Consider the following 22,456-nt stretch of genomic DNA (forward strand, 5'->3'; position numbering starts at 1 on the left):
CCCGGGCTGCTTCCATCAGGCGTGATCGGGGAGTGCGCGAGCCGGATGTCAGAGGTGGGCGGCGAGCGTTCCGTGTTCGCGCCCTTGGTCACGGATGACGATCAGAGGTACACGACCTCGAGGGTCGCGCTGCCGTCAAGCTGAGCGTTGTCGGTTAACGTCAGGCTCTTGTTGAGAAAGCCGTTGACTTCCAGGTTGATACTGACGCTGGTGACTGCACTGGGCGCCGACGGTGAAGGCTGGTTTGCAAAAGAGGCCCGGAAGCCCGAGTCCTTGCCAAAGTCGCTTAGGATGAGAGTCGACGCGGGGATCCAGCTGGTACCGCCGTCCAGCGAATCCAGGTGGTAGCCCGTTTCACCATCCACCAGGGTGCCGCCGTTTATCCAGCGTATAAAAAAATTGCCGAGTTGCTGGTCTTCATGCATGCCAAGTCCAAACCGGTTCGACTCTGAGGGCGCACTGTCGCGACGATTGTCGCTGGCAATAACGGCAATGCTGGTCGGCGCGCTGCACTCGATGGCGAAGGACAGGTTTTTGGCTGGAAGGAGGTAGTAGTTGCCTGTTTCCCCAAGGTTTGCCAGCGATACAACGCCGTAGTCCACCTGCCCGCCATTGCTCAAGGTCGGTGTGCAGGCGGTCGGGGTGATGGTGCCGGTGACTGTCAGGTCGGTAGTGGCGGCCATGGCGTGGGTGGTGGCCAGGCAAAGCAGTGCAGCAAGGGAGAGGACGGAGGTTTTCACAGCGATTTCCTTTCAGTGTGGGTATTGGCTGTCGCCCGTTTGGCAAACGGTCTGCTTGCTGCGCTACGGGCTGTCGTTTCAAGCGCTCGGGCAAGGTTCAGAGGTAGACGATCTCGATGGTTGCGCTGCCGTCCAGTGTTACGTTGTCGTTGAACGACAAGTCCTTGTTTATGTGGCCTGTTACATTCATGTTCATGGTTACGCTGGTGACTGCTGTTGGGCTGCTGACTGTCTGGTTGGAGAAAGAAATCCTTTCGTCCGGGCCCCGGCCGGCATCGACGAGGGTGGCGGTGCGGTGGCTGTCCCAGGTGTTGCCAGCATCACGCGAGATCAGGTTCATGCCGCTGCCGCCGTCGATCAGGGTTTCTTCGTCGTCCCAATGCATGTAGTAGATGCCGATTGGCTGATCTTCATACATGCCAAGGCCGAACAGCCAAGGGTTGGGCCCCGCGCTTTCGCGGCGATTGTCGTTGGCGATGACGGCGATGGCGGCCGGTGCACTGCATTCGATGGCAAAGTTCAGGCTTTTGGCGGGGAGCTTGTAGGTGGTTGAGGTTTCTTCAAGGTTTGACAGCGACTGCACGCCGTAATCAACCACGCCGCCATTGCTCAAGGTTGGCGTGCAGGCCGCCGGGGTAATGGTGCCGGTGACACTCAGGTCGGTGGTGGCGGCCATGGCGTTGGCGGTGGCCAGGCTCAATAGGGCCGCTAGGGTCAGTACGGACTTTTTCACAGTGATTTCCTTCTGGATGTTGGTGTTTTAAGTGTTGCTGTGACCCGTTTTGCGCGCGCAGTTGCCCGCTCCCTGTCGTTCGGCAGGCAGTGGCTTGGGCGTGTGCCGGGTTCTTGTCGGCCAGGCTTGGCTGTTATTAGGGTGTCGTGCCTATGGGTAGAAGCTCGAGTCCTCTTGAGGTCAGGCTGGTGAGAAGGTGCTGATCGACCACACCGGCGTTTTCCGAGCGAAGGCAGCCGTTCCCGGCTATTTCGAGTCTTGCCTGCTTTGCCGTCTTCAGAGGTACTGAAGCTCGATGGTCATGTGGCCATCCAGCAGGGCTTCATCGACGTGGGTTATGTCGTTGCGCAACCAACCCGTGACTTCCAGTCGCAGATTCAGTAGCTCTGCGGCTGACGGGCTGTTCTGGCTGCGCCGGGCAAAGCCCAGGCGTGAGTCTGGCTTGTCGCCCTGGTGCTCGAAGCCGCCACCGGCTATGCGAGTCCAGGTGCTGCCTTTGTCTTCGGAGTAGAGGGTGTCGGCTGGCAGATTGTCGAGGGTCGCATCACTGTCCGCCCATACGGCGCTGTAAAAGCCCAGGGACTCACCGCTGGTGGTGGTGCCTAAGCCGAATGCCTTGGGCATTGGCATCGAGGTGCTGTCGCGGCGATTGCCGGTGGCTATCAGGGCGAAACGGGTTGGCCGGTCACAGACGACGGTGAAGGTCAGGTTGCGCGGCGGCAGGGCCGAGTGATCGGGAATCACGGGCTGGGGCGGCAGTTCGGGCATGGAAATATTGCCGAAATCGACCTGGCCGTTTGCGGAAAGCGACGGCGTACACGCTGCCGGAGTAAGGGTGCCGCTGATATTGACGTCAGTGCTGCTGGCATGTGCGCCTGCACTGACGAAGGTCAGCAGCGCGGTCAGGGTACACAAAGGCTTGGTGTTCATTGTTCGGTCCTTTGAAAATGAATGAACCTCCGTGCCGTTGTGGGTCTTATGCAGGAATCGGCAGCGGATGGTTCTTCAGGCAGCGCAAGGCAAGCTTGCTCTGCCAGTTACCAGGGACGAATCCCTGATCCTGTGTCATCCGTGACGATTTTTCACACGTTTTTGTTAGACGATGGAACGTGCGAATGTTTGGTTTTATGTGCTTTGCTTGGCCTTGCCCGAGGTAAACAGCGGGAGCATAGTGCTCGGCAAGGCTGTCTGTGGTGTTCGGATGCCGATTATGCCCAAAAAAATGTTCGTGTAAAGGGGTTTTGTTTGAAAAATTGTGCAAATTCTGCACCGAAATCGGCAGAGAGCGGAGAACGATTGCGCCAGGAACGTACCCGTCTGGGCTTGCGTCAGGATGATTTCGCCCAGCTTGGCGGGGTCAACCGCAATACCCAGGGCAGTTATGAAAAAGGCGAGCGCAACCCGGACGCGGCGTACCTGGCGGCAGTTGCGGGGGCAGGGGTCGATGTGCGCTACGTGATTACCGGCGTGCGCACGATTGATGGCGGCGCTTCGTTGAACGAGCCGGAACAGCGCTTGCTGGCTCAATACCGGTCATTGGCTATCGCCGACCAAGAAGTTGTGCATAGAATTGTCGGGGCCATGCACGACGCAAAAGGTAGTGGCGTATAGCTATTATCTCAATTTTCCTACGAAACGCTCGGAACGGTCCTAGTGGGTTCGCAGAGAATTGCTCGTAACGTCGATGCATTCAGTCTCGCTAGGGAAGGGTGATCATGTCGGAGCATAAAACCTGCGCATTCAACACGGAAAGTGACGCTTCGCCTGTGCAACGCTTGAGTGAAGTCGAAAACGAGCTGCTGATTTTGTTTCGCCAGTTGTCCCCGGTGGATCAGGGCTGCGTACAGCGGGTAGCGCAAGTGTTGTGCCAGGGGGCGCAAGAGGCCGAGCGCGAGCGCTGCCGAATACCTGAGTCGGCCTGAATGTTTGATCAAAGGATGTGTGATGTTGCAGTTATCCAACGCGGTGCAGATCCCGGACGACGAGATCGAGTTGACTGCCATCCGCGCCCAGGGCGCCGGCGGGCAGAACGTCAACAAGGTCTCCAGCGCCGTGCACCTGCGTTTCGACACCCAGGCCTCATCGTTGCCGGCGTTTTACAAGGAGCGTCTGCTGGCGCTGAGCGACAGTCGCATTACCCGTGACGGGGTGATCATCATCAAGGCCCAGCAGTTTCGAACCCAGGAGCAGAACCGGGCCGATGCGCTGGAGCGCCTGCGCGAACTGATTCTCTCGGCGACCAAGGTCGAAAAGGCGCGGCGCCCGACCCGGCCGACCCTGGGCTCGAAAACCCGGCGCCTGGACACCAAGAGCAAGCGTGGAGCGATCAAGGCCGGGCGCGGCAAGATCGATTATTAAAGCAGGTGTCGTGGTGGCTGCAGACGGGCCTGGCGATACAGGTACAGGCTCAGCAGCAAACCGCAGAAAGACGCGCCAGCGGCAAAGACAAAGATCGAGGCAAAGCCGAATCCGGCAGCAATCGCCCCAGCCAGCGGCCCGGTGATCCCCAGCGACAGGTCGATGAACAGCGAATAGGCGCCCACGGCCGCGCCGCGATTGGAGGCGGACACCAGATTGACTGCCTCGACCCCCAGGGCCGGGAACACCAGCGAGAAACCAAAGCCGCTCAACGCCGCACCGGCCAGGGCCAGCTCGGCACTCGGAGCCTGCCAGAGCAGCAGCAGGCCGAGGGTTTCCACCGACAGGCAGGCGATCGCCACCCGGTAGCCACCGATACGGTTGATCAGGTTGCCGAACAGCAGTCGGGCACCAATGAAGCAGGCGCCGAACAGGCTCAGGCACAGCGCCGCGTTGTTCCAGTTGTGGCTGGCGTAGTACAGGGTGATGAAGGTGGCGATGGTGCCAAAGCCGATCGAGCCCAGGGCCAACCCCGAGCCGTGACCGAACACCCGGCCAAGCACGTGCAGAAACGGCAGGCGTTCACCGGCAACCACAGGGGCGGCGGTTTTCGGCCAGGCCAGGGCCAGGCCCAGCACGCACAGCAGCAAAATGCTGGCGCCCATGCTCCACAAGCCGAACTGCTGCACCAGCACCACGCCCAGCGGTGCGCCGATGGCCAAGGCGCCATAGCTGGCGATGCCGTTCCAGGAAATCACCTTGGCGGTGTGTTGCGCGCCCACCCGACCAATGCCCCAGCCGATGGCGCCGGAGCCGACCAGGCTTTCGGCGCTGCCCAGCACCAGGCGCCCGACCAGCAGGCTGGCCAGGCTCAGCCAGGGCGCATGCTGCAGCCACGCCGAAATCAACATGAACACGCCGCTCAAGCCGCAGCCGGCCAGGCCGTAGAGCACCGCGCGCTTGCTGCCCTGGTTGTCGATGATGCGGCTGGCATACGGACGGCTGAGCAGGGTGGCCAGGTACTGGACGCTGATCACCAGGCCCGCAACCACGGCGCCGAAGCCCAGGTCGTTATGCACGTAGCCGGGCAGCACGGCCAGGGGGATGCCGATGTTCAGGTAGCCGATGAAGGTAAACAGGACGATGGAGACGACTTGCAGGGTGACCGCAAGGGGGCGCGGTGAGTCGGGCATGTGCGGGCTTTCGTAGAAGAGGAATTCTTGACGGTGTGAAAACGTGTTGACGGGGTGGTCCCTGCATCAGCCGTTTTCACACAGTCTGATCGTTGCGCGATTATTCCTGGTCGGCGCTGGAGGTTTCGTCACCGTCGTGGTCAGCCTGGGCTGCTTCGGCGCTGTGAGTGGCAGGAGTCTGCTCTTCTGGGTTCAGGCTTGGGAAGGGAAGATTCGGGATTTCATGCATCTCGTCGTTCCTCGCAAGTGTGTGGAAAGGCTGCGCAAGGCGCGCATGGGCTTGTGAAAGCCTGTGCAGGATACAGGAGTCTGAATGACAGTATGAATTTTCCTGCTGATTGGTGTTGACGATCAGGGGATCTTCCGGGGCTGTAGCGCAGCCGATCGCTGGCAAGCCAGCTCCCACAAGGTCCGGTGTATGCATGACCTGTGGGAGCTGGCTTGCCAGCGATGCTTTTAGCGACAGACGTCGGCGATGGCGGCAGCCAGTGCTTCAAGGCGTGCCGCATCGGCGCCGGCGATGTTCGCCCGGCCAGTGCCGACCATGTACACGCTGTGCCGTTCACGCAGCTGCTTGACCTGCTCCGGCGACAAACCGGTGTAGGAGAACATCCCGCGTTGCTTGGCGATATGCGCGAAACGGTCGCTCAGGCCATGGGGTGCCAGGGCCTCGACCAGCCCGACCCGCAGCTCGGCGATGCGCTGGCGCATGGCCTCGACTTCTTCGACCCACAGGCGCTTGAGGTCGGCGTCGCCAAGAATCTGCGCCACTACCGCCGCGCCATGGTCCGGTGGCGTCGACCACAGGTTGCGCGCCAGCAAGGCCAGCTGGCTGCGCACATCCACCAGCTTTTCGGCATCATGGCTGCACACCAGCAGGGCGCCGGTGCGGTCACGATAGAGGCCGAAGTTTTTCGAGCAGGAACTGGTGATCAGCAGCTCGGGCAGTTCCGCGGCGAACAGCCGTACCGCCCAGGCGTCTTCTACCAGGCCATCGCCAAAGCCCTGGTAGGCGAAGTCGATCAACGGCAGCAGCTCGCGGCGGCGCACCACCTCGAGCACGGCGCGCCAGTCGTCCTGGCTCAGGTCGAAGCCAGTCGGGTTGTGGCAGCAGGCGTGCAGCAACACCACATCGCCCTTAGGCGCGACTTCCAGGGCGGCCAGCATCCCGGCGACGTTCAGACGGTTGTCCGTGCCGACATAGGGATAGTGGCTGACCTTGAGGCCGGCACCGGCGAAGATGGTCTCGTGGATCGGCCAGGTCGGATCGCTCAACCAGATGCCGCGGCCCGGCAGGCAGTGTTCGATGAACTCCGCCGCCAGGCGCAGGGCGCCGGTGCCGCCCGGGGTTTGGGTGGCGCCGGCGCGCTGGTTGCTCAGCAGCGACGAATCACTGCCCAGCACCAGTTCGCCGATCAGCCGGCCAAAGGCCGCATCGCCATGACCGCCGACGTAGCTCTTGCTGGTCTGCTGTTCAAGCAGGCGCTGTTCGGCCTGCTTGACCGCCGCCGGAATCGGCGTCAGGCCCTGGGCATCCTTGAACACCCCGACACCGAGGTCGAACTTGTTCGGGTTGCTGTCCTTGGCATACGCCTCCATCAGCCCGAGGATCGGATCGCCGGGTACGCGCCCAATGGCGCCGAAGTGCATTACTTGCGGCCTTCGGCGGTGCTGGCGACCTCGTCGGTGCGCGCGGCCATGATGAAGTCGTTACGGTGCAGGCCCTTGATCGAGTGGCTCCACCAGGTCACGGTGACCTTGCCCCATTCGGTCAGCAGGCCTGGGTGATGGCCTTCGGCCTCGGAGATTTCGCCAACGGCGTTGGTGAAGGCCAGGGCGTGCTTGAAATTCTTGAACAGGAAGACTTTTTCCAGCTGCATGATGCCGTCACGGACTTCGATGTTCCAATCCGGGATCTGCTTGATCAGTACCGGCAGTTCTTCGTCGCTGACCTGTGGCGCATCGGCACGGCAGGCTTCGCAGTGGGCTTGGTTCAAGGCGTTCATAAGGTTTTCCGCAAGTGGTTGTTATTGGTTTGCAAGGTCGCTCAAGCGGCGACCTTGGGTGGAAACTTCGGTGCGTGCAGGCCCATCTTCATCGCTGTGTGGACCATGCCCATGATGTCTTCGTGGGCCAGGTCGAACAGGCGCTTGAGGTTAGGCAGGGCAAAGTACAGCGGCTGCAGGATATCGATGCGGTATGGCGTGCGCATGGCCTCCAGCGGGTCGAACGGCTGGTGCTCAGGTTCGCCGGACAGGCTGTAGACGGTCTCTTTCGGTGAGGACAGGATGCCGCCGCCATAGATCTTGCGACCCTGCGGGGTATCGACCAGGCCAAACTCGATGGTCATCCAGTAGAGGCGGGCAAGGTACACGCGCTCTTCCTTGGTAGCCTGCAGGCCGAGCTTGCCATAGGTGTGGGTGAACTCAGCGAACCAGGGGTTGGTCAGCAGCGGGCAGTGGCCGAAAATCTCATGGAAAATGTCCGGTTCCTGCAGGTAATCGAGCTCTTGTTCGGTGCGAATGAACGTCGCCACCGGAAAGCGTTTGCTGGCCAGCAGTTCGAAAAAGGTCTGGAAAGGAATCAGTGCGGGGACGCGGGCAACTTGCCAGCCAGTGGTGGCACCCAGCACCTTGTTGATCTCGCCCAATTGCGGAATGCGGTCGTGCGGCAGGCCCAGTTGATCGATGCCGTCCAGGTATTCCTGGCACGCGCGGCCTTCGATCACCTTCAGTTGGCGGGTGATCAGGGTGTTCCACACCGCATGTTCATGCTGCGGGTAGTCGATAAAACCCTGCGCATCGGGCTCGCGAGCCACGTATTGCGTCTGTTTCATGCTGCTCTCCTGCTGGGGGCCATTCTTGTTATGTGATCAAGCCATTACCCCTAGTGTTACCCTGCTAGCGTGCCGGTTGTAGCGTCCTGGCGGCTGATGTGCCGTGATAGTTACTCGCATTTGTAACGATAACTTTACGAAATTGGCGGAATCCCGATAAATCAGGGGGTTTGCTCCTTGAAAGTCAGGCTGTCTGTCACATAATCTTTACGACAATTATTCGGTCGCTGCAAAAAAAATCGCTGTCGTGCCGCGTACCAGGCCTTCTAGTAGGACATTTCATGCGTATTAAAGTGCATTGCCAGAACCGCATCGGCATCCTGCGCGACATTCTCAACCTGCTGGTTGAGTACGGCATCAACGTCGCTCGCGGCGAGGTCGGCGGCGAGCATGGCAATGCCATCTATCTGCACTGCCCGAACCTGATCAACCTGCAGTTTCAGGCCCTGCGACCAAAATTCGAGTCGATTGCCGGGGTGTTCGGGGTCAAGCGTGTAGGCCTGATGCCCAGCGAGCGCCGGCACATGGAACTCAATGCCCTGCTCGGCGCCCTGGATTTCCCGGTGCTGTCGATCGACATGGGCGGTTCCATCGTTGCCGCCAACCGTGCGGCGGCGCAGTTGCTCGGGGTGCGGGTCGATGAGGTGCCGGGCATTCCGCTGTCGCGTTATGCCGAGGATTTCGACCTGCCGGAACTGGTGCGTGCCAACAAGTCGCGTATCAATGGCCTGCGGGTCAAGGTCAAGGGCGATGTGTTTCTCGCCGACATCGCGCCGTTGCAATCCGAGCACGATGACAGCGAGGCGCTGGCCGGCGCGGTATTGACCCTGCACCGCGCTGACCGCATCGGTGAGCGCATTTATAACGTGCGCAAGCAGGAGCTGCGCGGCTTCGACAGCATTTTCCAGAGCTCGCGGGTCATGGCGGCGGTGGTCCGCGAGGCGCGGCGCATGGCGCCGCTGGATGCCCCGCTGCTGATCGAGGGTGAAACCGGTACCGGCAAGGAGTTGCTGGCCCGCGCCTGCCACCTGGCCAGCCCCCGTGGCCAGGCGCCGTTGATGGCGCTCAACTGTGCGGGGTTGCCCGAATCGATGGCCGAGACCGAATTGTTCGGTTATGGCCCAGGCGCCTTTGAAGGGGCGCGGGCCGAGGGCAAGCTCGGATTGCTGGAGCTGACGGCTGGCGGCACCTTGTTCCTGGATGGCGTAGGTGAGATGAGCCCGCGCTTACAGGTGAAACTGCTGCGCTTTCTGCAGGACGGCTGCTTTCGTCGTGTAGGCAGCGATGAAGAGGTATATCTGGACGTGCGGGTGATCTGTGCGACCCAGGTCGACCTGTCCGAGCTGTGTGCCCGTGGCGAGTTCCGCCAGGACCTCTACCATCGTCTCAACGTTCTTTCCCTGCATATTCCGCCATTGCGCGAATGCCTGGATGGCTTGCCGCCGCTGGTCGAGCACTTTCTCGATCAGGCCAGCCGGCAGATCGGTTGCTCACTGCCCAAGCTTGCACCGCCAGCAATGGAGCGCCTGAGCCAGTACCACTGGCCGGGCAATGTACGGCAGTTGGAGAACGTGTTGTTCCAGGCGGTGTCGCTGTGTGATGGCGGGGTGGTCAAGAGCGAACATATTCGCTTGCCGGAGTACGGTGGGCGTCAGCCGCTGGGTGACTTCTCCCTTGAGGGCGACCTGGGGCAAATAGTCGGGCGTTTCGAGAAAGCGGTACTGGAACGTTTGCTGAGCGAATTTCCCAGCAGTCGGGCATTGGGTAAACGCTTGGGTGTTTCCCATACAACCATTGCCAACAAGTTGCGTGAACATGGCGTTGGCAAATCGGATTAATTAATCCGCTGTTAATAAAGTAAGGGGAATAACGGCAGGTTGTTAGTTGCACGCATGAGGCTCAATGAGTGCAGCGCGCCTCGTTGATTAACAACCGAGGCGCTGCAGGCGGTCGAGCCGTTGGCTCAGCCGTTCGAGCAACCGTTGCCCATCACCCGGTACTCGAGTATGTGGCGCTTGCCCTGGGAGTCTTCGTAGGTCATGCGCGCCGGGACCACTTCGCAGACATTCGGTACTTCGCTCATGGAAATGACTTTGGCGATGTCCAGGTGCTGCGAGTAACTGTACTGTTCAACCGGGATCTGCTCGGCGCCGCCTTGTGCAACTTCTTCGGCCATGGCCACGCTGCAAAGACTACCCAGTGCCAATACCAGTAAAGCTTTCATCTTCATTTTTACCTGTCTAAGGTCGTAAGGGGGCACGCAGCGCTTGTGGCGCCGCGTGTACAACAGGATCAACTATCACGATTAGTTGCCGATTAACTTCCCTTCGTGGGGGGCTACAAGAAAGTTAATCGTGGTGCCGTTGCTGGCGAGGTGAATTCTAGGAGTGCGGCCTGCGCTTAAACAGCCACGGTTTTGATAAACACTGTTGGCAGAAACTGTAACAATCGTCTGGCAGGCTGCCGGGATATTTTTATTTTTCGCCGTGCACGCCCGGCCTTGACGCTTCGCTGCTGGCCGCAGGGAGAAAAGACGAGGTCGTTACTACCAACGTCGAATGGCCGGCGCAGTCTGGTACAGTTACAACGAGGTCATACAAAAACAACTATTACACCGAGGTAACAAAGATGAGTGCGGCTCCCCTGTATCCCGTTCGTCCCGAGGTCGCGGCCAACACGTTGACCGACGAGGCGACCTACAAGGCCATGTACCAGCAGTCGGTGATCAACCCGGACGGCTTCTGGCGCGAGCAGGCTCAGCGCCTCGACTGGATCAAGCCTTTCACCAAGGTCAAGCAGACCTCCTTCGACGATCACCATGTCGATATCAAATGGTTTGCTGACGGCACTCTGAACGTTTCCTACAACTGCCTGGATCGCCATCTGGCCGAGCGTGGCGATCAAACTGCAATCATCTGGGAGGGCGACGACCCTTCCGAGCACCGCAATATCACCTACCGCGAACTGCACGAGCAGGTGTGCAAGTTTGCCAACGCCCTGCGCGGTCAGGATGTACACCGTGGTGACGTGGTCACTATCTATATGCCGATGATCCCCGAGGCCGTGGTTGCCATGCTGGCCTGTGCCCGTATCGGTGCGATCCACTCGGTGGTGTTCGGTGGCTTCTCGCCTGAAGCGCTGGCCGGGCGCATCATCGACTGCAAATCGAAGATCGTCATTACCGCTGACGAAGGTCTGCGTGGTGGCCGTCGTACCGCGCTCAAGGCCAACGTCGACCTGGCCCTGACCAACCCGGAAACCAGCAGCGTGCAGAAGATCATCGTCTGCAAGCGCACCGGCGGCGACATCGCCTGGCACCAGCACCGCGACATTTGGTACGAAGACCTGATGAAGGTTGCCTCCAGCCACTGTGCGCCGAAGGAAATGGGGGCCGAAGAGGCGTTGTTCATCCTCTATACCTCCGGCTCCACCGGCAAGCCCAAGGGCGTGCTGCACACCACTGGCGGCTATATGGTCTATGCCGCGCTGACCCACGAGCGGGTGTTCGACTACCGCCCGGGTGAAGTCTACTGGTGCACCGCCGACGTTGGCTGGGTCACCGGTCACAGCTATATCGTCTATGGCCCGCTGGCCAACGGCGCGACCACCGTGCTGTTCGAGGGCGTGCCGAACTACCCGGACATTACCCGCGTGTCGAAGATCGTCGACAAGCACAAGGTCAACATCCTCTACACCGCACCGACCGCGATCCGCGCGATGATGGCCGAAGGTCAGGCCGCCATGGCCGGTGCCGATGGCTCCAGCCTGCGCCTGCTGGGTTCGGTGGGCGAGCCGATCAACCCGGAAGCCTGGAACTGGTACTACCACACCGTCGGCAAGGAGCGTTGCCCGATCGTCGACACCTGGTGGCAGACCGAGACCGGCGGCGTGCTGATCAGCCCGCTGCCAGGTGCTACCGCGCTCAAGCCAGGCTCGGCGACCCGCCCGTTCTTTGGTGTGGTGCCGGCGCTGGTGGATAACCTCGGCAACCTGATCGAGGGCGCTGCCGAAGGCAACCTGGTGATCCTCGATTCCTGGCCGGGCCAGTCGCGTTCGCTGTACGGCGATCACGACCGCTTCGTCGATACCTACTTCAAGACCTTCCGTGGCATGTACTTCACCGGTGACGGTGCCCGCCGCGACGAAGACGGCTACTACTGGATCACCGGTCGCGTTGACGATGTGCTCAACGTTTCCGGCCACCGCATGGGTACCGCCGAGATCGAAAGCGCCATGGTCGCCCACCCGAAAGTCGCCGAGGCTGCCGTGGTTGGTGTGCCGCACGACATCAAGGGGCAGGGCATCTATGTCTACGTCACTCTCAACGGTGGAGTCGAGTCAACCGAGCAACTGCGCCTGGAGCTGAAGAACTGGGTGCGCAAGGAAATCGGCCCGATCGCCTCGCCGGATGTCATCCAGTGGGCGCCGGGGCTGCCGAAAACCCGTTCGGGCAAGATCATGCGCCGCATCCTGCGCAAGATTGCCACGGCCGAGTACGAAGGCCTGGGTGATATCTCGACCCTGGCCGATCCGAGTGTGGTGCAGCACCTGATCGATACCCACAAGGACATGAACAAGGCTTCGGCCTGAGTCTGAGGCTGCTTCGCAGCCTGTCGCCGACAAGTCCGGCTCCCACAGGGTGATGTTTCCACTGTGGGAGCGGGCTTGCCAGCGATGAGGCCCTCATGTGTTACTCAAATGCCCCGTCTGGCATCTGCCGGCGGGGCTTTGTTCATTCTGTTACTTCGACAATCATCGGTAACCCTTCTGTCACCGCTTTCGCACAAAAGCGGGGCAAAGCGAAACGCCAGGGGGCATTTTCGGGGCGTTTTGCCGGTGCTTTTCGGCCTGCTGAAACGCTACGCTTGCCGGATTAGAAGGCTTTGCCAATAATAGGCCCGCTTATTGCTTCATTGATTGGTTATTTGTCTTTTGCTTTTGCATATTCCGCGAAAGCTGTCAATATCTCCGGCCCTGCGTTCCTGCGCTTCTGTAACTAGTTGTCGCATTGAAGAAATATCGGCTTCGGAGCTGTCGTTAAAATGCCGATCACTCGCTCGTCGCGTCTGCTTCAATGCCGACCCTGCGCAGCTCGCGTTGTACCCATTCGCATATCGGGCAGTCGTCAACCCTGCCTTGTATTGCCCTTTACCGATGGAGTTCCAGATGAAGAAACTCGCACTGCTTGGCGCCTTGGCGCTGTCCGTGTTTTCCCTGGCAGCGCTGGCTGATGAGAAACCGTTGAAAATCGGGATCGAGGCCGCCTACCCACCGTTCGCATCGAAGGCGCCGGACGGCAGCATCGTCGGCTTCGACTACGACATCGGCAACGCCTTGTGCGAAGAGATGAAGGTCAAGTGCACCTGGGTCGAGCAAGAGTTCGACGGCCTGATTCCGGCACTTAAGGTGCGCAAGATCGACGCCATCCTGTCGTCCATGTCGATCACCGACGATCGCAAGAAGTCCGTGGACTTCACCGGCAAGTACTACCTGACCCCGGCTCGCCTGGTGATGAAGGAAGGTACTGCCGTCAGCGAAGGCCTGACTGAACTGAAGGGCAAGAAGATCGGCGTGCAGCGCGGCTCGATCCACGACCGCTTCGCCAAGGAAGTGCTGGGTGCGCAAGGCGCCACCATCGTTCCTTACGGCACCCAGAATGAAATCTACCTGGACGTCGCCGCTGGCCGTCTGGATGGCACCGTGGCCGATGCTACGCTGTTGGAAGACGGTTTCCTGAAGACTGACGCTGGCAAGGGCTTCGCCTTCGTTGGCCCGTCGTTCACCGACGCCAAGTACTTTGGTGACGGCATCGGTATCGCCGTGCGCAAAGGCGACAAGGCCAACCTGGATCGCATCAACGCTGCCATCGCGGCCATCCGTGCCAACGGCAAGTACAAGCAGATTCAGGACAAGTACTTCAACTTCGACATCTACGGCCCTGAAGCCAAGTAAATCGTCGACGTTTCACCTGTTCAATGGTGCAAGCAGCAGAGACTCTGAGGTTTGCACCATTTTTTCATCCCTAAGGTCGAGGACCTCATCATGTTGAAAGGCTACGGGGCAGTCATCCTCGACGGAGCGTGGCTGACGCTACAGCTCGCCTTGTCGTCCATGGCCCTGGCCATCGTGCTCGGTCTGATCGGTGTGGCGCTGCGTTTGTCGCCAGTGCGCTGGCTGGCCTGGCTCGGCGATCTGTATTCCACCGTGATCCGCGGGATTCCCGATCTGGTATTGATCCTGCTGATCTTCTACGGCGGCCAGGATCTGCTCAACCGCGTCGCGCCCTTGCTCGGCTTTGACGACTATATCGACCTCAATCCGCTGATGGCGGGTATCGGCACCCTGGGTTTCATCTTTGGTGCCTATCTGTCGGAAACGTTCCGTGGCGCGTTCATGGCCATTCCCAAGGGGCAGGCCGAAGCCGGCATGGCCTATGGCATGAGCAACCTGCAGATTTTCTTCCGGGTGCTGGTGCCGCAGATGATTCGCCTGGCGATCCCTGGCTTCACCAACAACTGGCTGGTCCTGACCAAGGCTACCGCACTGATTTCGGTGGTCGGCCTGCAGGACATGATGTTCAAGGCCAAGCAGGCGGCCGACGCCACCCGCGAGCCTTTCACCTTCTTCCTGGCGGTAGCGGCGCTGTACCTGGTGATCACCAGTGTTTCGCTGCTGGCCCTGCGTTACCTCGAGAAGCGCTACTCGGTTGGCGTAAAGGCGGCTGATCTATGATTTTCGACTACAACGTCATCTGGGAAGCGCTGCCGCTGTACCTGAGCGGCCTGCTGACCACCCTCAAGCTGCTGGCGCTGTCGCTGCTGTTCGGTTTGCTGGCGGCCATCCCGCTGGGGCTGATGCGGGTGTCCAAGCAGCCGCTGGTGAACATGAGCGCCTGGCTCTACACCTATGTGATCCGCGGCACGCCGATGCTGGTGCAGCTGTTTCTGATCTACTACGGCCTGGCCCAGTTCGCAGTGGTGCGGGAAAGCTTCCTCTGGCCGTGGCTGTCCAGTGCGACCTTCTGTGCCTGCCTGGCCTTTGCCATCAACACCAGCGCCTATACCGCCGAGATCATCGCCGGCAGCCTCAAGGCCACGCCGCACGGCGAGATCGAGGCGGCCAAGGCCATGGGCATGTCGCGGGTCAAGATGTACCGCCGCATCCTCCTGCCATCGGCCCTGCGCCGGGCGCTGCCGCAGTACAGCAACGAAGTGATCATGATGCTGCAGACCACCAGCCTGGCGTCGATCGTCACCCTGATCGACATCACCGGTGCGGCGCGCACGGTCAACGCCCAGTACTACCTGCCGTTCGAGGCCTACATCACTGCCGGCGTGTTCTACCTGTGCCTGACCTTCATTCTGGTGCGCCTGTTCAAGCTGGCCGAGCGCCGCTGGCTCGGCTACCTGGCGCCGCGCAAGCACTGAGGCCTGCGCCTATTATTTCGCCCTGAGCGTTAGCTCAAGACTGACTGCTTTGTGAGAATCGACAGCATGTACAAACTCGAAGTCCAAGATCTGCATAAACGCTACGGCAGTCACGAAGTGCTCAAGGGCGTGTCCCTGGCGGCCAAGGCAGGCGACGTGATCAGCATCATCGGCTCCAGCGGTTCGGGCAAAAGTACTTTCCTGCGCTGCATCAACCTGCTTGAGCAGCCGCACGCGGGCAAGATCCTGCTCAACAACGAAGAACTCAAGCTGGTGGCCAACAAGGACGGCGCGCTCAAGGCCGCCGATCCCAAGCAGTTGCAGCGCATGCGTTCGCGCCTGTCGATGGTGTTCCAGCACTTCAACCTGTGGTCGCACATGACCGCGCTGGAAAACATCATCGAAGCGCCGGTGCACGTGCTGGGCATGTCGAAAAAAGACGCCCTGGAAAAAGCCGAGCATTACCTGGCCAAGGTGGGTGTCGCCCACCGCAAGGACGCCTATCCTGGGCATATGTCCGGTGGCGAGCAGCAGCGCGTGGCGATTGCCCGGGCGCTGGCCATGGAGCCGGAGGTGATGCTGTTTGACGAGCCGACCTCGGCGCTCGACCCGGAGCTGGTCGGTGATGTGCTCAAGGTCATGCAGTCGCTGGCCCAGGAAGGCCGGACCATGGTCGTGGTCACCCACGAAATGGGCTTTGCCCGCGAGGTGTCGAACCAGCTGGTGTTCCTGCACAAGGGCCTGGTGGAAGAGAGCGGCAACCCGCGCGAAGTGCTGGTCAACCCGCAATCGGAGCGTCTGCAACAGTTCCTTTCGGGCAGCCTGAAGTAAGATTGCCGTTTTGCACCAAAATGGGTCATGCTGCATCGTACGCGCAGCATGACCAGGCTCTAACTTCTTGACCTTTTTCAGGTTTCGGACCGCACCCCATGACCACCCAGCGAATCGGTTTTCTCATCTGGCCCAGCACCAAGGCCCTGACCCTGGCGCTGGCGGAAGAGGTGTTGCGGGTTGCCCAGAAGGTTCATCCGGAAGTGGTCTACGAGCTGTCGTTCCTGCAGGCTGAAGCACCTAGCGAAGGTGCCTGGCGCCTGCCGGGCGAGCCGTGGGCCGGCAAGCTCGAAGGTTGCCAGAAGCTGTTTTTGCTGGCTGACGAGCCGCCCCAGGCCGTGGCGTCGAGCCTGGCCAGCGCACTCAAGCAGCTGGTGCGTGCCGGTTGCGTGGTCGGCGGCCTGTCGGCGGGGGTTTACCCGTTGGCGCAGTTGGGCCTGCTCGATGGTTATCGGGCTGCGGTGCACTGGCGCTGGCAGGATGACTTCGCCGAGCGCTTCCCCAAGGTCATTGCCACCAGCCACTTGTTCGATTGGGATCGGGACCGTTTGACGGCGTGCGGCGGCATGTCGGTCATCGACCTGCTGCTGGCGGTGCTGGCTCGCGATCATGGTGCCGAGCTTGCCGGTGCGGTGTCTGAAGAGCTGGTGGTCGAGCGAATTCGCGAAGGCGGCGAGCGCCAGCGCATTCCGCTGCAAAACCGTCTCGGCTCCAGCCATCCGAAGCTGACCCAGGCCGTGCTGCTGATGGAAGCCAACATCGAAGAGCCGCTGACCACCGACGAGATCGCCCAGCATGTGTGTGTATCGCGTCGTCAACTGGAGCGGATCTTCAAGCAATACCTCAATCGCGTGCCGAGCCAGTACTACCTGGAGCTGCGCCTGAACAAGGCACGGCAGATGCTGATGCAGACCAGCAAGTCGATCATCCAGATCGGGCTGTCCTGTGGCTTCTCCTCGGGGCCGCATTTCTCCAGTGCCTATCGCAACTTCTTTGGCGCAACGCCGCGTGAAGATCGCAACCAGCGACGTAGCAGCAGCCCGTTCGAACTGTCTTCGGTGCCCGCCGAGCGCGGTTGATCGCCGCTGCTATCGCCGGCAACGCCGGCTCCCGCTGTTGTTGTGTATGCAGAGTCCCTTGTGGGAGTCGGCGTTGCCGGCGATGGCTGCGCAGCAGCCCGAATACAGTTGTGTCCCCGCATCCCTCACACCGTTTAAACTGCGCCTTTGCGATCCTATTTGTCGCATTGCCGAAAGCCTTGGTAAAACAGGGTTTGGCGCTATAAGAAGTTGTCGCTTGGCGGCAAGGTCAGGCGCCGATCTGTCCTTACAATCCCCCCATCGCTCGCCAGTTCCAGGCAGGCGTTCCTCTTCAGGAGACTCCGATGTCCGTTGAGCAAGCTCCGGTGCAACGCGCCGATTTCGACCAGGTGATGGTCCCCAACTATGCACCGGCGGCTTTCATCCCCGTCCGTGGAGCGGGTTCCCGCGTCTGGGATCAGGCGGGCCGCGAGCTGATCGATTTCGCCGGCGGCATCGCCGTTAACGTCCTTGGCCATGCCCACCCGGCGCTGGTTGGCGCCCTGACCGAGCAGGCCAACAAGCTGTGGCACGTGTCCAACGTGTTCACCAACGAGCCGGCCCTGCGCCTGGCGCACAAGCTGGTCGACGCGACCTTCGCCGACCGCGCGTTCTTCTGCAACTCCGGCGCCGAGGCCAACGAGGCCGCGTTCAAGCTGGCCCGTCGTGTTGCCCACGACCGTTTCGGCCCCGAGAAGCACGAGATCATCGCCACCGTGAACAGCTTCCACGGGCGCACCCTGTTCACCGTCAGCGTCGGCGGCCAGCCGAAGTACTCCGACGGTTTCGGGCCGAAAATCACTGGCATCAGCCACGTGCCGTACAACGATCTGGAAGCGCTGAAAGCGCAGATCTCCGACAAGACTTGCGCCGTGGTCATCGAGCCGATCCAGGGCGAGAGCGGTGTGGTGCCGGCAGACGTTGCCTACCTGCAAGGCGCCCGTGAGCTGTGCGACAAGCACAACGCGCTGCTGATCTTCGACGAAGTGCAGACCGGCGTTGGCCGTACCGGCGAGCTGTTTGCCTACATGCACTACGGCGTGACCCCGGACATCCTCTCCAGCGCCAAGAGCCTGGGCGGCGGTTTCCCGATCGGCGCGATGCTGACCACCGAAGCACTGGCCAAGCACCTGACCGTCGGCACCCACGGCACCACCTACGGCGGCAACCCACTGGCCTGTGCCGTAGCCAATGCGGTGCTGGATGTGGTCAACACCCCTGAAGTGCTGGCCGGCGTCAAGGCCAAGCACCAGAAGTTCAAGGCGCGCCTGGAGCAGATCGGTGAGAAGTACGGCCTGTTCACCCAGGTGCGTGGCGTTGGCCTGCTGATCGGTTGCGTATTGTCCGAAGCCTGGAAAGGCAAGGCCAAGGACGTCTTCAATGCTGCCGAGAAAGAAGGCCTGATGGTGCTGCAAGCCGGCCCTGACGTGGTGCGTTTTGCCCCGAGCCTAGTGGTCGAAGATGCCGATATCGACGAAGGCCTGGACCGTTTCGAGCGTGCTGCGGCAAAACTGACTCAGGGCTGATTCAAGCCTTTGGTCCTTTCATCGGCCCTGCGGGGCCGGTGAAACCGAATTCCAGAGCAGGTGCCTGCGGGCGCCTGCTGTTTTTCTCTGAGCCGGCGGATGTCGGCCTGTTTTCCCGAAAGGAGTGACACCATGCTGGTGATGCGCCCCGCGCAAATGGCTGATCTGGGCGAAGTACAGCGTCTTGCCGCAGACAGCCCCATTGGTGTCACGTCCTTGCCGGATGATGCCGGTCGCCTGAGCGACAAGATTGCCGCCTCGGAAACGTCCTTCGCTGCCGAAGTCAGCTTCAATGGCGAGGAGAGCTATTTCTTCGTCCTCGAAGACAGCAGCACCGGCAAGCTGGTCGGCTGTTCGGCCATCGTTGCCTCGGCCGGCTATTCCGAGCCGTTCTACAGCTTTCGTAACGAGACCTTCGTGCATGCGTCGCGGGAGCTGAAGATCCACAACAAGATTCACGTCCTGTCGCAGTGCCACGACCTGACCGGCAACAGCCTGCTGACCAGCTTCTACGTGCTGCCGGAACTGGTCGGCAGCGGCTGGGCCGAGCTCAACTCCCGTGGCCGCCTGCTGTTCATGGCCGCCCACCCGGAGCGCTTTGCCGAATCGGTGGTGACCGAGATCGTCGGCTACAGCGACGAACATGGCGATTCGCCGTTCTGGGACGCCATCGGGCGCAACTTTTTCGACCTCAACTACGCCGAGGCCGAGCGCCTGTGCGGTCTCAAGAGCCGGACCTTCCTGGCCGAGCTGATGCCCCATTACCCGATCTACGTGCCGCTGCTGCCGGATGCCGCGCAAGAGGCCATGGGCCAGGTACACCCGCGGGCGCAGATCACCTTCGACATCCTGATGCGCGAAGGCTTCGAGACCGATCACTACATCGACATTTTCGACGGCGGTCCGACCCTGCATGCGCGGGTTTCCGGGATCCGCTCGATTGCCCAGAGCCGGGTGATGCCGGTCAAGCTGGACGATACCGCCAGCAAGGGTGGGCGCCCGTACCTGGTCTGCAACGGCCAGTTGCAGGATTACCGTGCGGTGCTGCTGGAGCTCGATTGGGCACCTGGCAAGCCGGTCAGCCTGAGTCTTGAAGCCGCCGAAGCCCTGGGCGTCGGCGAAGGCGCCAGCGTGCGTCTGGTCGCGGTTTGATCCCTGCGGTTCGATAACCGAGCACCCAGGTCGAGTTTTGCGGCAGGCCCAAGGCCGCCGCCCGAGGAGATAGCATGATCGTTCGTCCCGTACGCAGCAGCGATTTACCCGCGCTGATCGAGCTGGCGCGCAGCACCGGCACCGGCCTGACCACCTTGCCGGCCAACGAAGAGCGCCTGGCACACCGGGTCGGCTGGGCCGAGAAGACTTTCCGTGGCGAAGCCGAGCGTGGCGATGCCGATTACCTGTTCGTGCTGGAAAACGACGAAGGCGTGGTGGTGGGGATCTCCGCCATCGCCGGTGCGGTGGGCCTGCGTGAGCCCTGGTACAACTACCGGGTCGGCCTGACCGTCAGCGCGTCCCAGGAACTGAACATCTATCGGGAAATCCCCACCCTGTTCCTGGCCAACGACCTGACCGGCAACTCCGAGCTGTGCTCGCTGTTCTTGCGTGGCGATCACCGCAGTGGTCTCAATGGCCGCCTGCTGGCCAAGGCGCGCCTGTTGTTCATCGCCGAGTTCCCGGAGCTGTTCGGCAACAAGATCATCGCCGAAATGCGCGGCATGTCCGATGAGCAGGGGCGCTCGCCGTTCTGGGAAAGCCTGGGCCGGCACTTCTTCAAGATGGAATTCAGCCAGGCCGACTACCTGACCGGCGTTGGCAACAAGGCCTTCATCGCCGAGCTGATGCCCAAGTTCCCGCTGTACACCTGCTTCCTCTCGGAAGCGGCGCGCAGTGTGATTGGCCGGGTGCATACCGACACAGAGCCTGCGTTGGCAATGCTCAAGAGCGAAGGCTTCAGCTACCAGGGCTATGTCGACATCTTCGACGCGGGCCCCGCGGTGGAGTGCGAAACGTCGAAGATCCGCGCCGTGCACGACAGCCAGGCGCTGGTACTGGCCGTTGGCACCCCGGGCGACGACGCAACCCCTTTCATCATCCACAACCGCAAGCGCGAAGACTGCCGCATCACCGCCGCACCTGCGCGCCTGGCGGCCGGCACCCTGGTGGTCGATCCACAGACCGCCAAACGCCTGCGCCTGAGCGCCGGTGACCAGGTGCGTGCCGTACCACTGTCCGCTGCCCGGGAGGCCAAATAATGACGACTCACTTTATCGCCGGTAGCTGGCAGGCAGGGCAGGGTGAAGCGCTGCAATCGCTCGATCCGGTCAGCCAACAGGTTGTCTGGCAAGGCCAGGGCGCCAATGCCGAGCAGGTCGACAGTGCGGTCAAGGCCGCACGCCAGGCCTTTGCCGGCTGGGCGCTGCAGTCGCTGGACGCGCGCATCAGCGTGCTCGAGGCCTTTGCCGCCGCGCTCAAGGCCAATGCCGACGAACTGGCACGCTGCATCGGTGAAGAAACCGGCAAGCCGCTGTGGGAAGCTGCGACCGAAGTGACCAGCATGGTCAACAAGGTGGCGATTTCGGTACAGAGCTACCGCGAGCGCACCGGTGAAAAGAGCGGCCCGCTGGCCGATGCCACCGCCGTGCTGCGGCACAAGCCCCATGGCGTGGTCGCGGTGTTCGGCCCGTACAACTTCCCCGGCCATCTGCCCAACGGTCACATCGTGCCGGCGCTGCTGGCCGGTAACACCGTGGTGTTCAAGCCGAGCGAGCTGACCCCGAAAGTCGCCGAGCTGACGGTCAAGTGCTGGATCGAGGCCGGCCTGCCGGCGGGTGTGCTCAACCTGGTCCAGGGCGCCCGCGAAACCGGCGTGGCCCTGGCCGCCAACCCGGGCATCGACGGCTTGTTCTTCACCGGCTCCAGCCGCACCGGCAACCTGCTGCACCAGCAGTTCGCCGGGCGTCCGGACAAGATCCTGGCCCTGGAGATGGGCGGCAACAACCCGCTGGTGGTCGACGAGGTCAAAGACCTGGACGCCGCGGTGTACACCATTATCCAGTCGGCGTTCATTTCCGCCGGCCAGCGCTGCACCTGTGCGCGCCGCCTGCTGGTACCGCAAGGCGCCTGGGGCGATGCGCTGCTCAAGCGGCTGGTCGAGGTGAGCAAGAACATCTCTGTCGGTGCGTTTGATCAGCAGCCGGCGCCGTTCATGGGCTCGGTGATCTCTCTGGGCGCGGCCAAGGCATTGCTCGATGCACAGGCGCAACTGCTGGGCAACGGCGGTATCGCGCTGCTGCAAATGACCCAGCCGCAGGCCACGGCGGCCTTGCTGACCCCAGGCATCATCGATGTCAGCGCGGTAGCGGATCGCCCGGACGAAGAATTCTTCGGCCCGCTGCTGCAGGTGATTCGCTACAGCGATTTCGATGCGGCGATCGCCGAGGCCAACAACACCCAGTACGGCCTGGCAGCCGGCCTGTTGTCCGATTCCCACGCGCGCTATCAGTACTTCTGGCTGCAAAGCCGTGCCGGTATCGTCAACTGGAACAAGCAGTTGACCGGCGCCGCCAGCAGCGCGCCATTCGGTGGTGTGGGGGCCAGCGGCAACCACCGCGCCAGTGCCTACTACGCGGCCGATTACTGCGCTTACCCGGTAGCCTCGCTGGAGACCGCCAGCCTGACCCTGCCCGCCACACTGACGCCAGGCGTCTCCCTATAACAAAAGGTCCACGGAGCC

The 22,456-nt window shown here is 61.6% G+C and carries 23 protein-coding genes; 14 read left to right on the top strand and 9 right to left on the bottom strand.

What is annotated here, in order from left to right; all coding sequences use genetic code 11:
- Positions 1 to 101: 101 nt before the first annotated feature.
- The 3 genes from BV82_RS07775 to BV82_RS07785 form a co-directional block, all read right to left on the bottom strand.
- Positions 102 to 740 (bottom strand): DUF1120 domain-containing protein, encoded by a 639-nt coding sequence (locus tag BV82_RS07775; protein ID WP_051636705.1) that lies wholly within the window; start codon positions 738 to 740, stop codon positions 102 to 104.
- 97 nt (positions 741 to 837) lie between these two features.
- The gene (locus BV82_RS07780; RefSeq protein WP_036994250.1) at positions 838 to 1,473 is read right to left on the bottom strand and encodes a DUF1120 domain-containing protein; all 636 of its coding nucleotides are present in this window, start codon (positions 1,471 to 1,473) and stop codon (positions 838 to 840) included.
- Between the two features lie 276 nt (positions 1,474 to 1,749).
- Positions 1,750 to 2,403, bottom strand: coding sequence for a DUF1120 domain-containing protein (locus BV82_RS07785; protein WP_036994252.1), 654 nt, complete (start codon positions 2,401 to 2,403; stop codon positions 1,750 to 1,752).
- Positions 2,404 to 2,424: 21 nt separating this feature from the next.
- On the opposite strand from BV82_RS07785, the gene BV82_RS26560 reads away from it, so the two are divergent.
- The 3 genes from BV82_RS26560 to arfB all read left to right on the top strand — a co-directional run bounded on the left by BV82_RS26560 (position 2,425) and on the right by arfB (position 3,831).
- Entirely contained in the window at positions 2,425 to 3,084 is a 660-nt protein-coding gene (locus BV82_RS26560) for a helix-turn-helix domain-containing protein (RefSeq protein ID WP_309475845.1), read from the top strand.
- A 104-nt stretch (positions 3,085 to 3,188) separates the two neighbouring features.
- On the top strand, positions 3,189 to 3,395 hold the full coding sequence (locus BV82_RS07795; RefSeq protein ID WP_010226627.1) for a hypothetical protein: 207 nt from the start codon (positions 3,189 to 3,191) through the stop codon (positions 3,393 to 3,395).
- A 22-nt stretch (positions 3,396 to 3,417) separates the two neighbouring features.
- Positions 3,418 to 3,831, top strand: coding sequence for an alternative ribosome rescue aminoacyl-tRNA hydrolase ArfB (arfB, locus tag BV82_RS07800; RefSeq protein WP_010226628.1), 414 nt, complete (start codon positions 3,418 to 3,420; stop codon positions 3,829 to 3,831).
- Here arfB and BV82_RS07805 read toward each other — a convergent pair.
- The 5 genes from BV82_RS07805 to phhA all read right to left on the bottom strand — a co-directional run bounded on the left by BV82_RS07805 (position 3,828) and on the right by phhA (position 7,860).
- Complete coding sequence (locus BV82_RS07805) at positions 3,828 to 5,024, bottom strand: MFS transporter (RefSeq protein WP_036994255.1); 1,197 nt, start codon at positions 5,022 to 5,024, stop codon at positions 3,828 to 3,830. The genes arfB and BV82_RS07805 overlap by 4 nt on opposite strands.
- Positions 5,025 to 5,124: 100 nt before the next feature.
- Positions 5,125 to 5,253: a hypothetical protein gene (locus BV82_RS26505; protein ID WP_010226630.1), complete on the bottom strand. Its 129-nt coding sequence runs from the start codon at positions 5,251 to 5,253 to the stop codon at positions 5,125 to 5,127.
- A gap of 227 nt (positions 5,254 to 5,480) precedes the next feature.
- A complete protein-coding gene (locus BV82_RS07810) occupies positions 5,481 to 6,674 on the bottom strand; it encodes an amino acid aminotransferase (RefSeq protein ID WP_036994256.1) in 1,194 nt (397 codons plus the stop codon).
- Positions 6,674 to 7,030 carry a 4a-hydroxytetrahydrobiopterin dehydratase gene (locus BV82_RS07815; RefSeq protein WP_036994257.1) on the bottom strand — a complete coding sequence of 119 codons (357 nt, stop codon included), beginning with the start codon at positions 7,028 to 7,030 and terminating at the stop codon, positions 6,674 to 6,676. The genes BV82_RS07810 and BV82_RS07815 overlap by 1 nt, the downstream gene beginning before the upstream one ends.
- Before the next feature lie 41 nt (positions 7,031 to 7,071).
- Positions 7,072 to 7,860: a phenylalanine 4-monooxygenase gene (gene phhA, locus BV82_RS07820; protein WP_010226636.1), complete on the bottom strand. Its 789-nt coding sequence runs from the start codon at positions 7,858 to 7,860 to the stop codon at positions 7,072 to 7,074.
- A 281-nt stretch (positions 7,861 to 8,141) separates the two neighbouring features.
- Between phhA and BV82_RS07825 the strand changes: the two genes are divergently transcribed.
- Positions 8,142 to 9,698 (top strand): sigma-54-dependent phenylalanine hydroxylase transcriptional regulator PhhR, encoded by a 1,557-nt coding sequence (locus BV82_RS07825; RefSeq protein ID WP_010226638.1) that lies wholly within the window; start codon positions 8,142 to 8,144, stop codon positions 9,696 to 9,698.
- Positions 9,699 to 9,823: 125 nt separating this feature from the next.
- On the opposite strand, the gene BV82_RS07830 is transcribed toward BV82_RS07825, so the two are convergent.
- Entirely contained in the window at positions 9,824 to 10,084 is a 261-nt protein-coding gene (locus BV82_RS07830; protein WP_036994258.1) for a DUF2790 domain-containing protein, read from the bottom strand.
- Between the two features lie 404 nt (positions 10,085 to 10,488).
- Here BV82_RS07830 and acs point away from each other — a divergent pair, with 404 nt between their 5' ends.
- The 10 genes from acs (at position 10,489) to astD (ending at position 22,438) form a co-directional block, all read left to right on the top strand.
- Complete coding sequence (gene acs / locus BV82_RS07835; protein ID WP_036994259.1) at positions 10,489 to 12,450, top strand: acetate--CoA ligase; 1,962 nt, start codon at positions 10,489 to 10,491, stop codon at positions 12,448 to 12,450.
- 576 nt (positions 12,451 to 13,026) lie between these two features.
- Complete coding sequence (locus BV82_RS07840; protein WP_036994260.1) at positions 13,027 to 13,812, top strand: ABC transporter substrate-binding protein; 786 nt, start codon at positions 13,027 to 13,029, stop codon at positions 13,810 to 13,812.
- Between the two features lie 90 nt (positions 13,813 to 13,902).
- Entirely contained in the window at positions 13,903 to 14,592 is a 690-nt protein-coding gene (locus BV82_RS07845) for an ABC transporter permease (protein WP_010226646.1), read from the top strand.
- A complete protein-coding gene (locus BV82_RS07850; RefSeq protein WP_010226648.1) occupies positions 14,589 to 15,287 on the top strand; it encodes an ABC transporter permease in 699 nt (232 codons plus the stop codon). The genes BV82_RS07845 and BV82_RS07850 overlap by 4 nt, the downstream gene beginning before the upstream one ends.
- A gap of 66 nt (positions 15,288 to 15,353) precedes the next feature.
- Positions 15,354 to 16,118, top strand: coding sequence for an ABC transporter ATP-binding protein (locus BV82_RS07855; RefSeq protein WP_010226650.1), 765 nt, complete (start codon positions 15,354 to 15,356; stop codon positions 16,116 to 16,118).
- A 98-nt stretch (positions 16,119 to 16,216) separates the two neighbouring features.
- Positions 16,217 to 17,197: a transcriptional regulator ArgR gene (gene argR / locus BV82_RS07860; protein ID WP_036994261.1), complete on the top strand. Its 981-nt coding sequence runs from the start codon at positions 16,217 to 16,219 to the stop codon at positions 17,195 to 17,197.
- 305 nt (positions 17,198 to 17,502) lie between these two features.
- Positions 17,503 to 18,723 carry an aspartate aminotransferase family protein gene (locus BV82_RS07865; protein WP_036994263.1) on the top strand — a complete coding sequence of 407 codons (1,221 nt, stop codon included), beginning with the start codon at positions 17,503 to 17,505 and terminating at the stop codon, positions 18,721 to 18,723.
- 132 nt (positions 18,724 to 18,855) lie between these two features.
- Positions 18,856 to 19,875, top strand: coding sequence for an arginine/ornithine succinyltransferase subunit alpha (gene aruF, locus BV82_RS07870; protein WP_010226655.1), 1,020 nt, complete (start codon positions 18,856 to 18,858; stop codon positions 19,873 to 19,875).
- A gap of 74 nt (positions 19,876 to 19,949) precedes the next feature.
- Complete coding sequence (gene astA, locus BV82_RS07875) at positions 19,950 to 20,975, top strand: arginine N-succinyltransferase (RefSeq protein WP_010226656.1); 1,026 nt, start codon at positions 19,950 to 19,952, stop codon at positions 20,973 to 20,975.
- Entirely contained in the window at positions 20,972 to 22,438 is a 1,467-nt protein-coding gene (astD, locus tag BV82_RS07880; protein ID WP_162835454.1) for a succinylglutamate-semialdehyde dehydrogenase, read from the top strand. Before astA ends, astD begins: the two co-directional genes overlap by 4 nt.
- The last annotated feature ends 18 nt before the right edge of the window (positions 22,439 to 22,456 follow it).

Source organism: Pseudomonas donghuensis (assembly GCF_000696345.2).
In the GTDB taxonomy this organism is placed as follows: Bacteria; Pseudomonadota; Gammaproteobacteria; order Pseudomonadales; family Pseudomonadaceae; genus Aquipseudomonas; species Aquipseudomonas donghuensis.

What these genes read in the sequence shown, in the direction of transcription:
- BV82_RS07785 (WP_036994252.1), bottom strand. Translation starts at nt 2,403, where the DNA reads ATGAACACCAAGCCTTTGTGTACCCTGACCGCGCTGCTGACCTTCGTC.
- BV82_RS26560 (WP_309475845.1), top strand. Translation starts at nt 2,425, where the DNA reads ATGAACCTCCGTGCCGTTGTGGGTCTTATGCAGGAATCGGCAGCGGAT.
- BV82_RS07795 (WP_010226627.1), top strand. Translation starts at nt 3,189, where the DNA reads ATGTCGGAGCATAAAACCTGCGCATTCAACACGGAAAGTGACGCTTCG.
- arfB (WP_010226628.1), top strand. Translation starts at nt 3,418, where the DNA reads ATGTTGCAGTTATCCAACGCGGTGCAGATCCCGGACGACGAGATCGAG.
- BV82_RS07805 (WP_036994255.1), bottom strand. Translation starts at nt 5,024, where the DNA reads ATGCCCGACTCACCGCGCCCCCTTGCGGTCACCCTGCAAGTCGTCTCC.
- BV82_RS26505 (WP_010226630.1), bottom strand. Translation starts at nt 5,253, where the DNA reads ATGCATGAAATCCCGAATCTTCCCTTCCCAAGCCTGAACCCAGAAGAG.
- BV82_RS07810 (WP_036994256.1), bottom strand. Translation starts at nt 6,674, where the DNA reads ATGCACTTCGGCGCCATTGGGCGCGTACCCGGCGATCCGATCCTCGGG.
- BV82_RS07815 (WP_036994257.1), bottom strand. Translation starts at nt 7,030, where the DNA reads ATGAACGCCTTGAACCAAGCCCACTGCGAAGCCTGCCGTGCCGATGCG.
- phhA (WP_010226636.1), bottom strand. Translation starts at nt 7,860, where the DNA reads ATGAAACAGACGCAATACGTGGCTCGCGAGCCCGATGCGCAGGGTTTT.
- BV82_RS07825 (WP_010226638.1), top strand. Translation starts at nt 8,142, where the DNA reads ATGCGTATTAAAGTGCATTGCCAGAACCGCATCGGCATCCTGCGCGAC.
- BV82_RS07830 (WP_036994258.1), bottom strand. Translation starts at nt 10,084, where the DNA reads ATGAAAGCTTTACTGGTATTGGCACTGGGTAGTCTTTGCAGCGTGGCC.
- acs (WP_036994259.1), top strand. Translation starts at nt 10,489, where the DNA reads ATGAGTGCGGCTCCCCTGTATCCCGTTCGTCCCGAGGTCGCGGCCAAC.
- BV82_RS07840 (WP_036994260.1), top strand. Translation starts at nt 13,027, where the DNA reads ATGAAGAAACTCGCACTGCTTGGCGCCTTGGCGCTGTCCGTGTTTTCC.
- BV82_RS07845 (WP_010226646.1), top strand. Translation starts at nt 13,903, where the DNA reads ATGTTGAAAGGCTACGGGGCAGTCATCCTCGACGGAGCGTGGCTGACG.
- BV82_RS07850 (WP_010226648.1), top strand. Translation starts at nt 14,589, where the DNA reads ATGATTTTCGACTACAACGTCATCTGGGAAGCGCTGCCGCTGTACCTG.
- BV82_RS07855 (WP_010226650.1), top strand. Translation starts at nt 15,354, where the DNA reads ATGTACAAACTCGAAGTCCAAGATCTGCATAAACGCTACGGCAGTCAC.
- argR (WP_036994261.1), top strand. Translation starts at nt 16,217, where the DNA reads ATGACCACCCAGCGAATCGGTTTTCTCATCTGGCCCAGCACCAAGGCC.
- BV82_RS07865 (WP_036994263.1), top strand. Translation starts at nt 17,503, where the DNA reads ATGTCCGTTGAGCAAGCTCCGGTGCAACGCGCCGATTTCGACCAGGTG.
- aruF (WP_010226655.1), top strand. Translation starts at nt 18,856, where the DNA reads ATGCTGGTGATGCGCCCCGCGCAAATGGCTGATCTGGGCGAAGTACAG.
- astA (WP_010226656.1), top strand. Translation starts at nt 19,950, where the DNA reads ATGATCGTTCGTCCCGTACGCAGCAGCGATTTACCCGCGCTGATCGAG.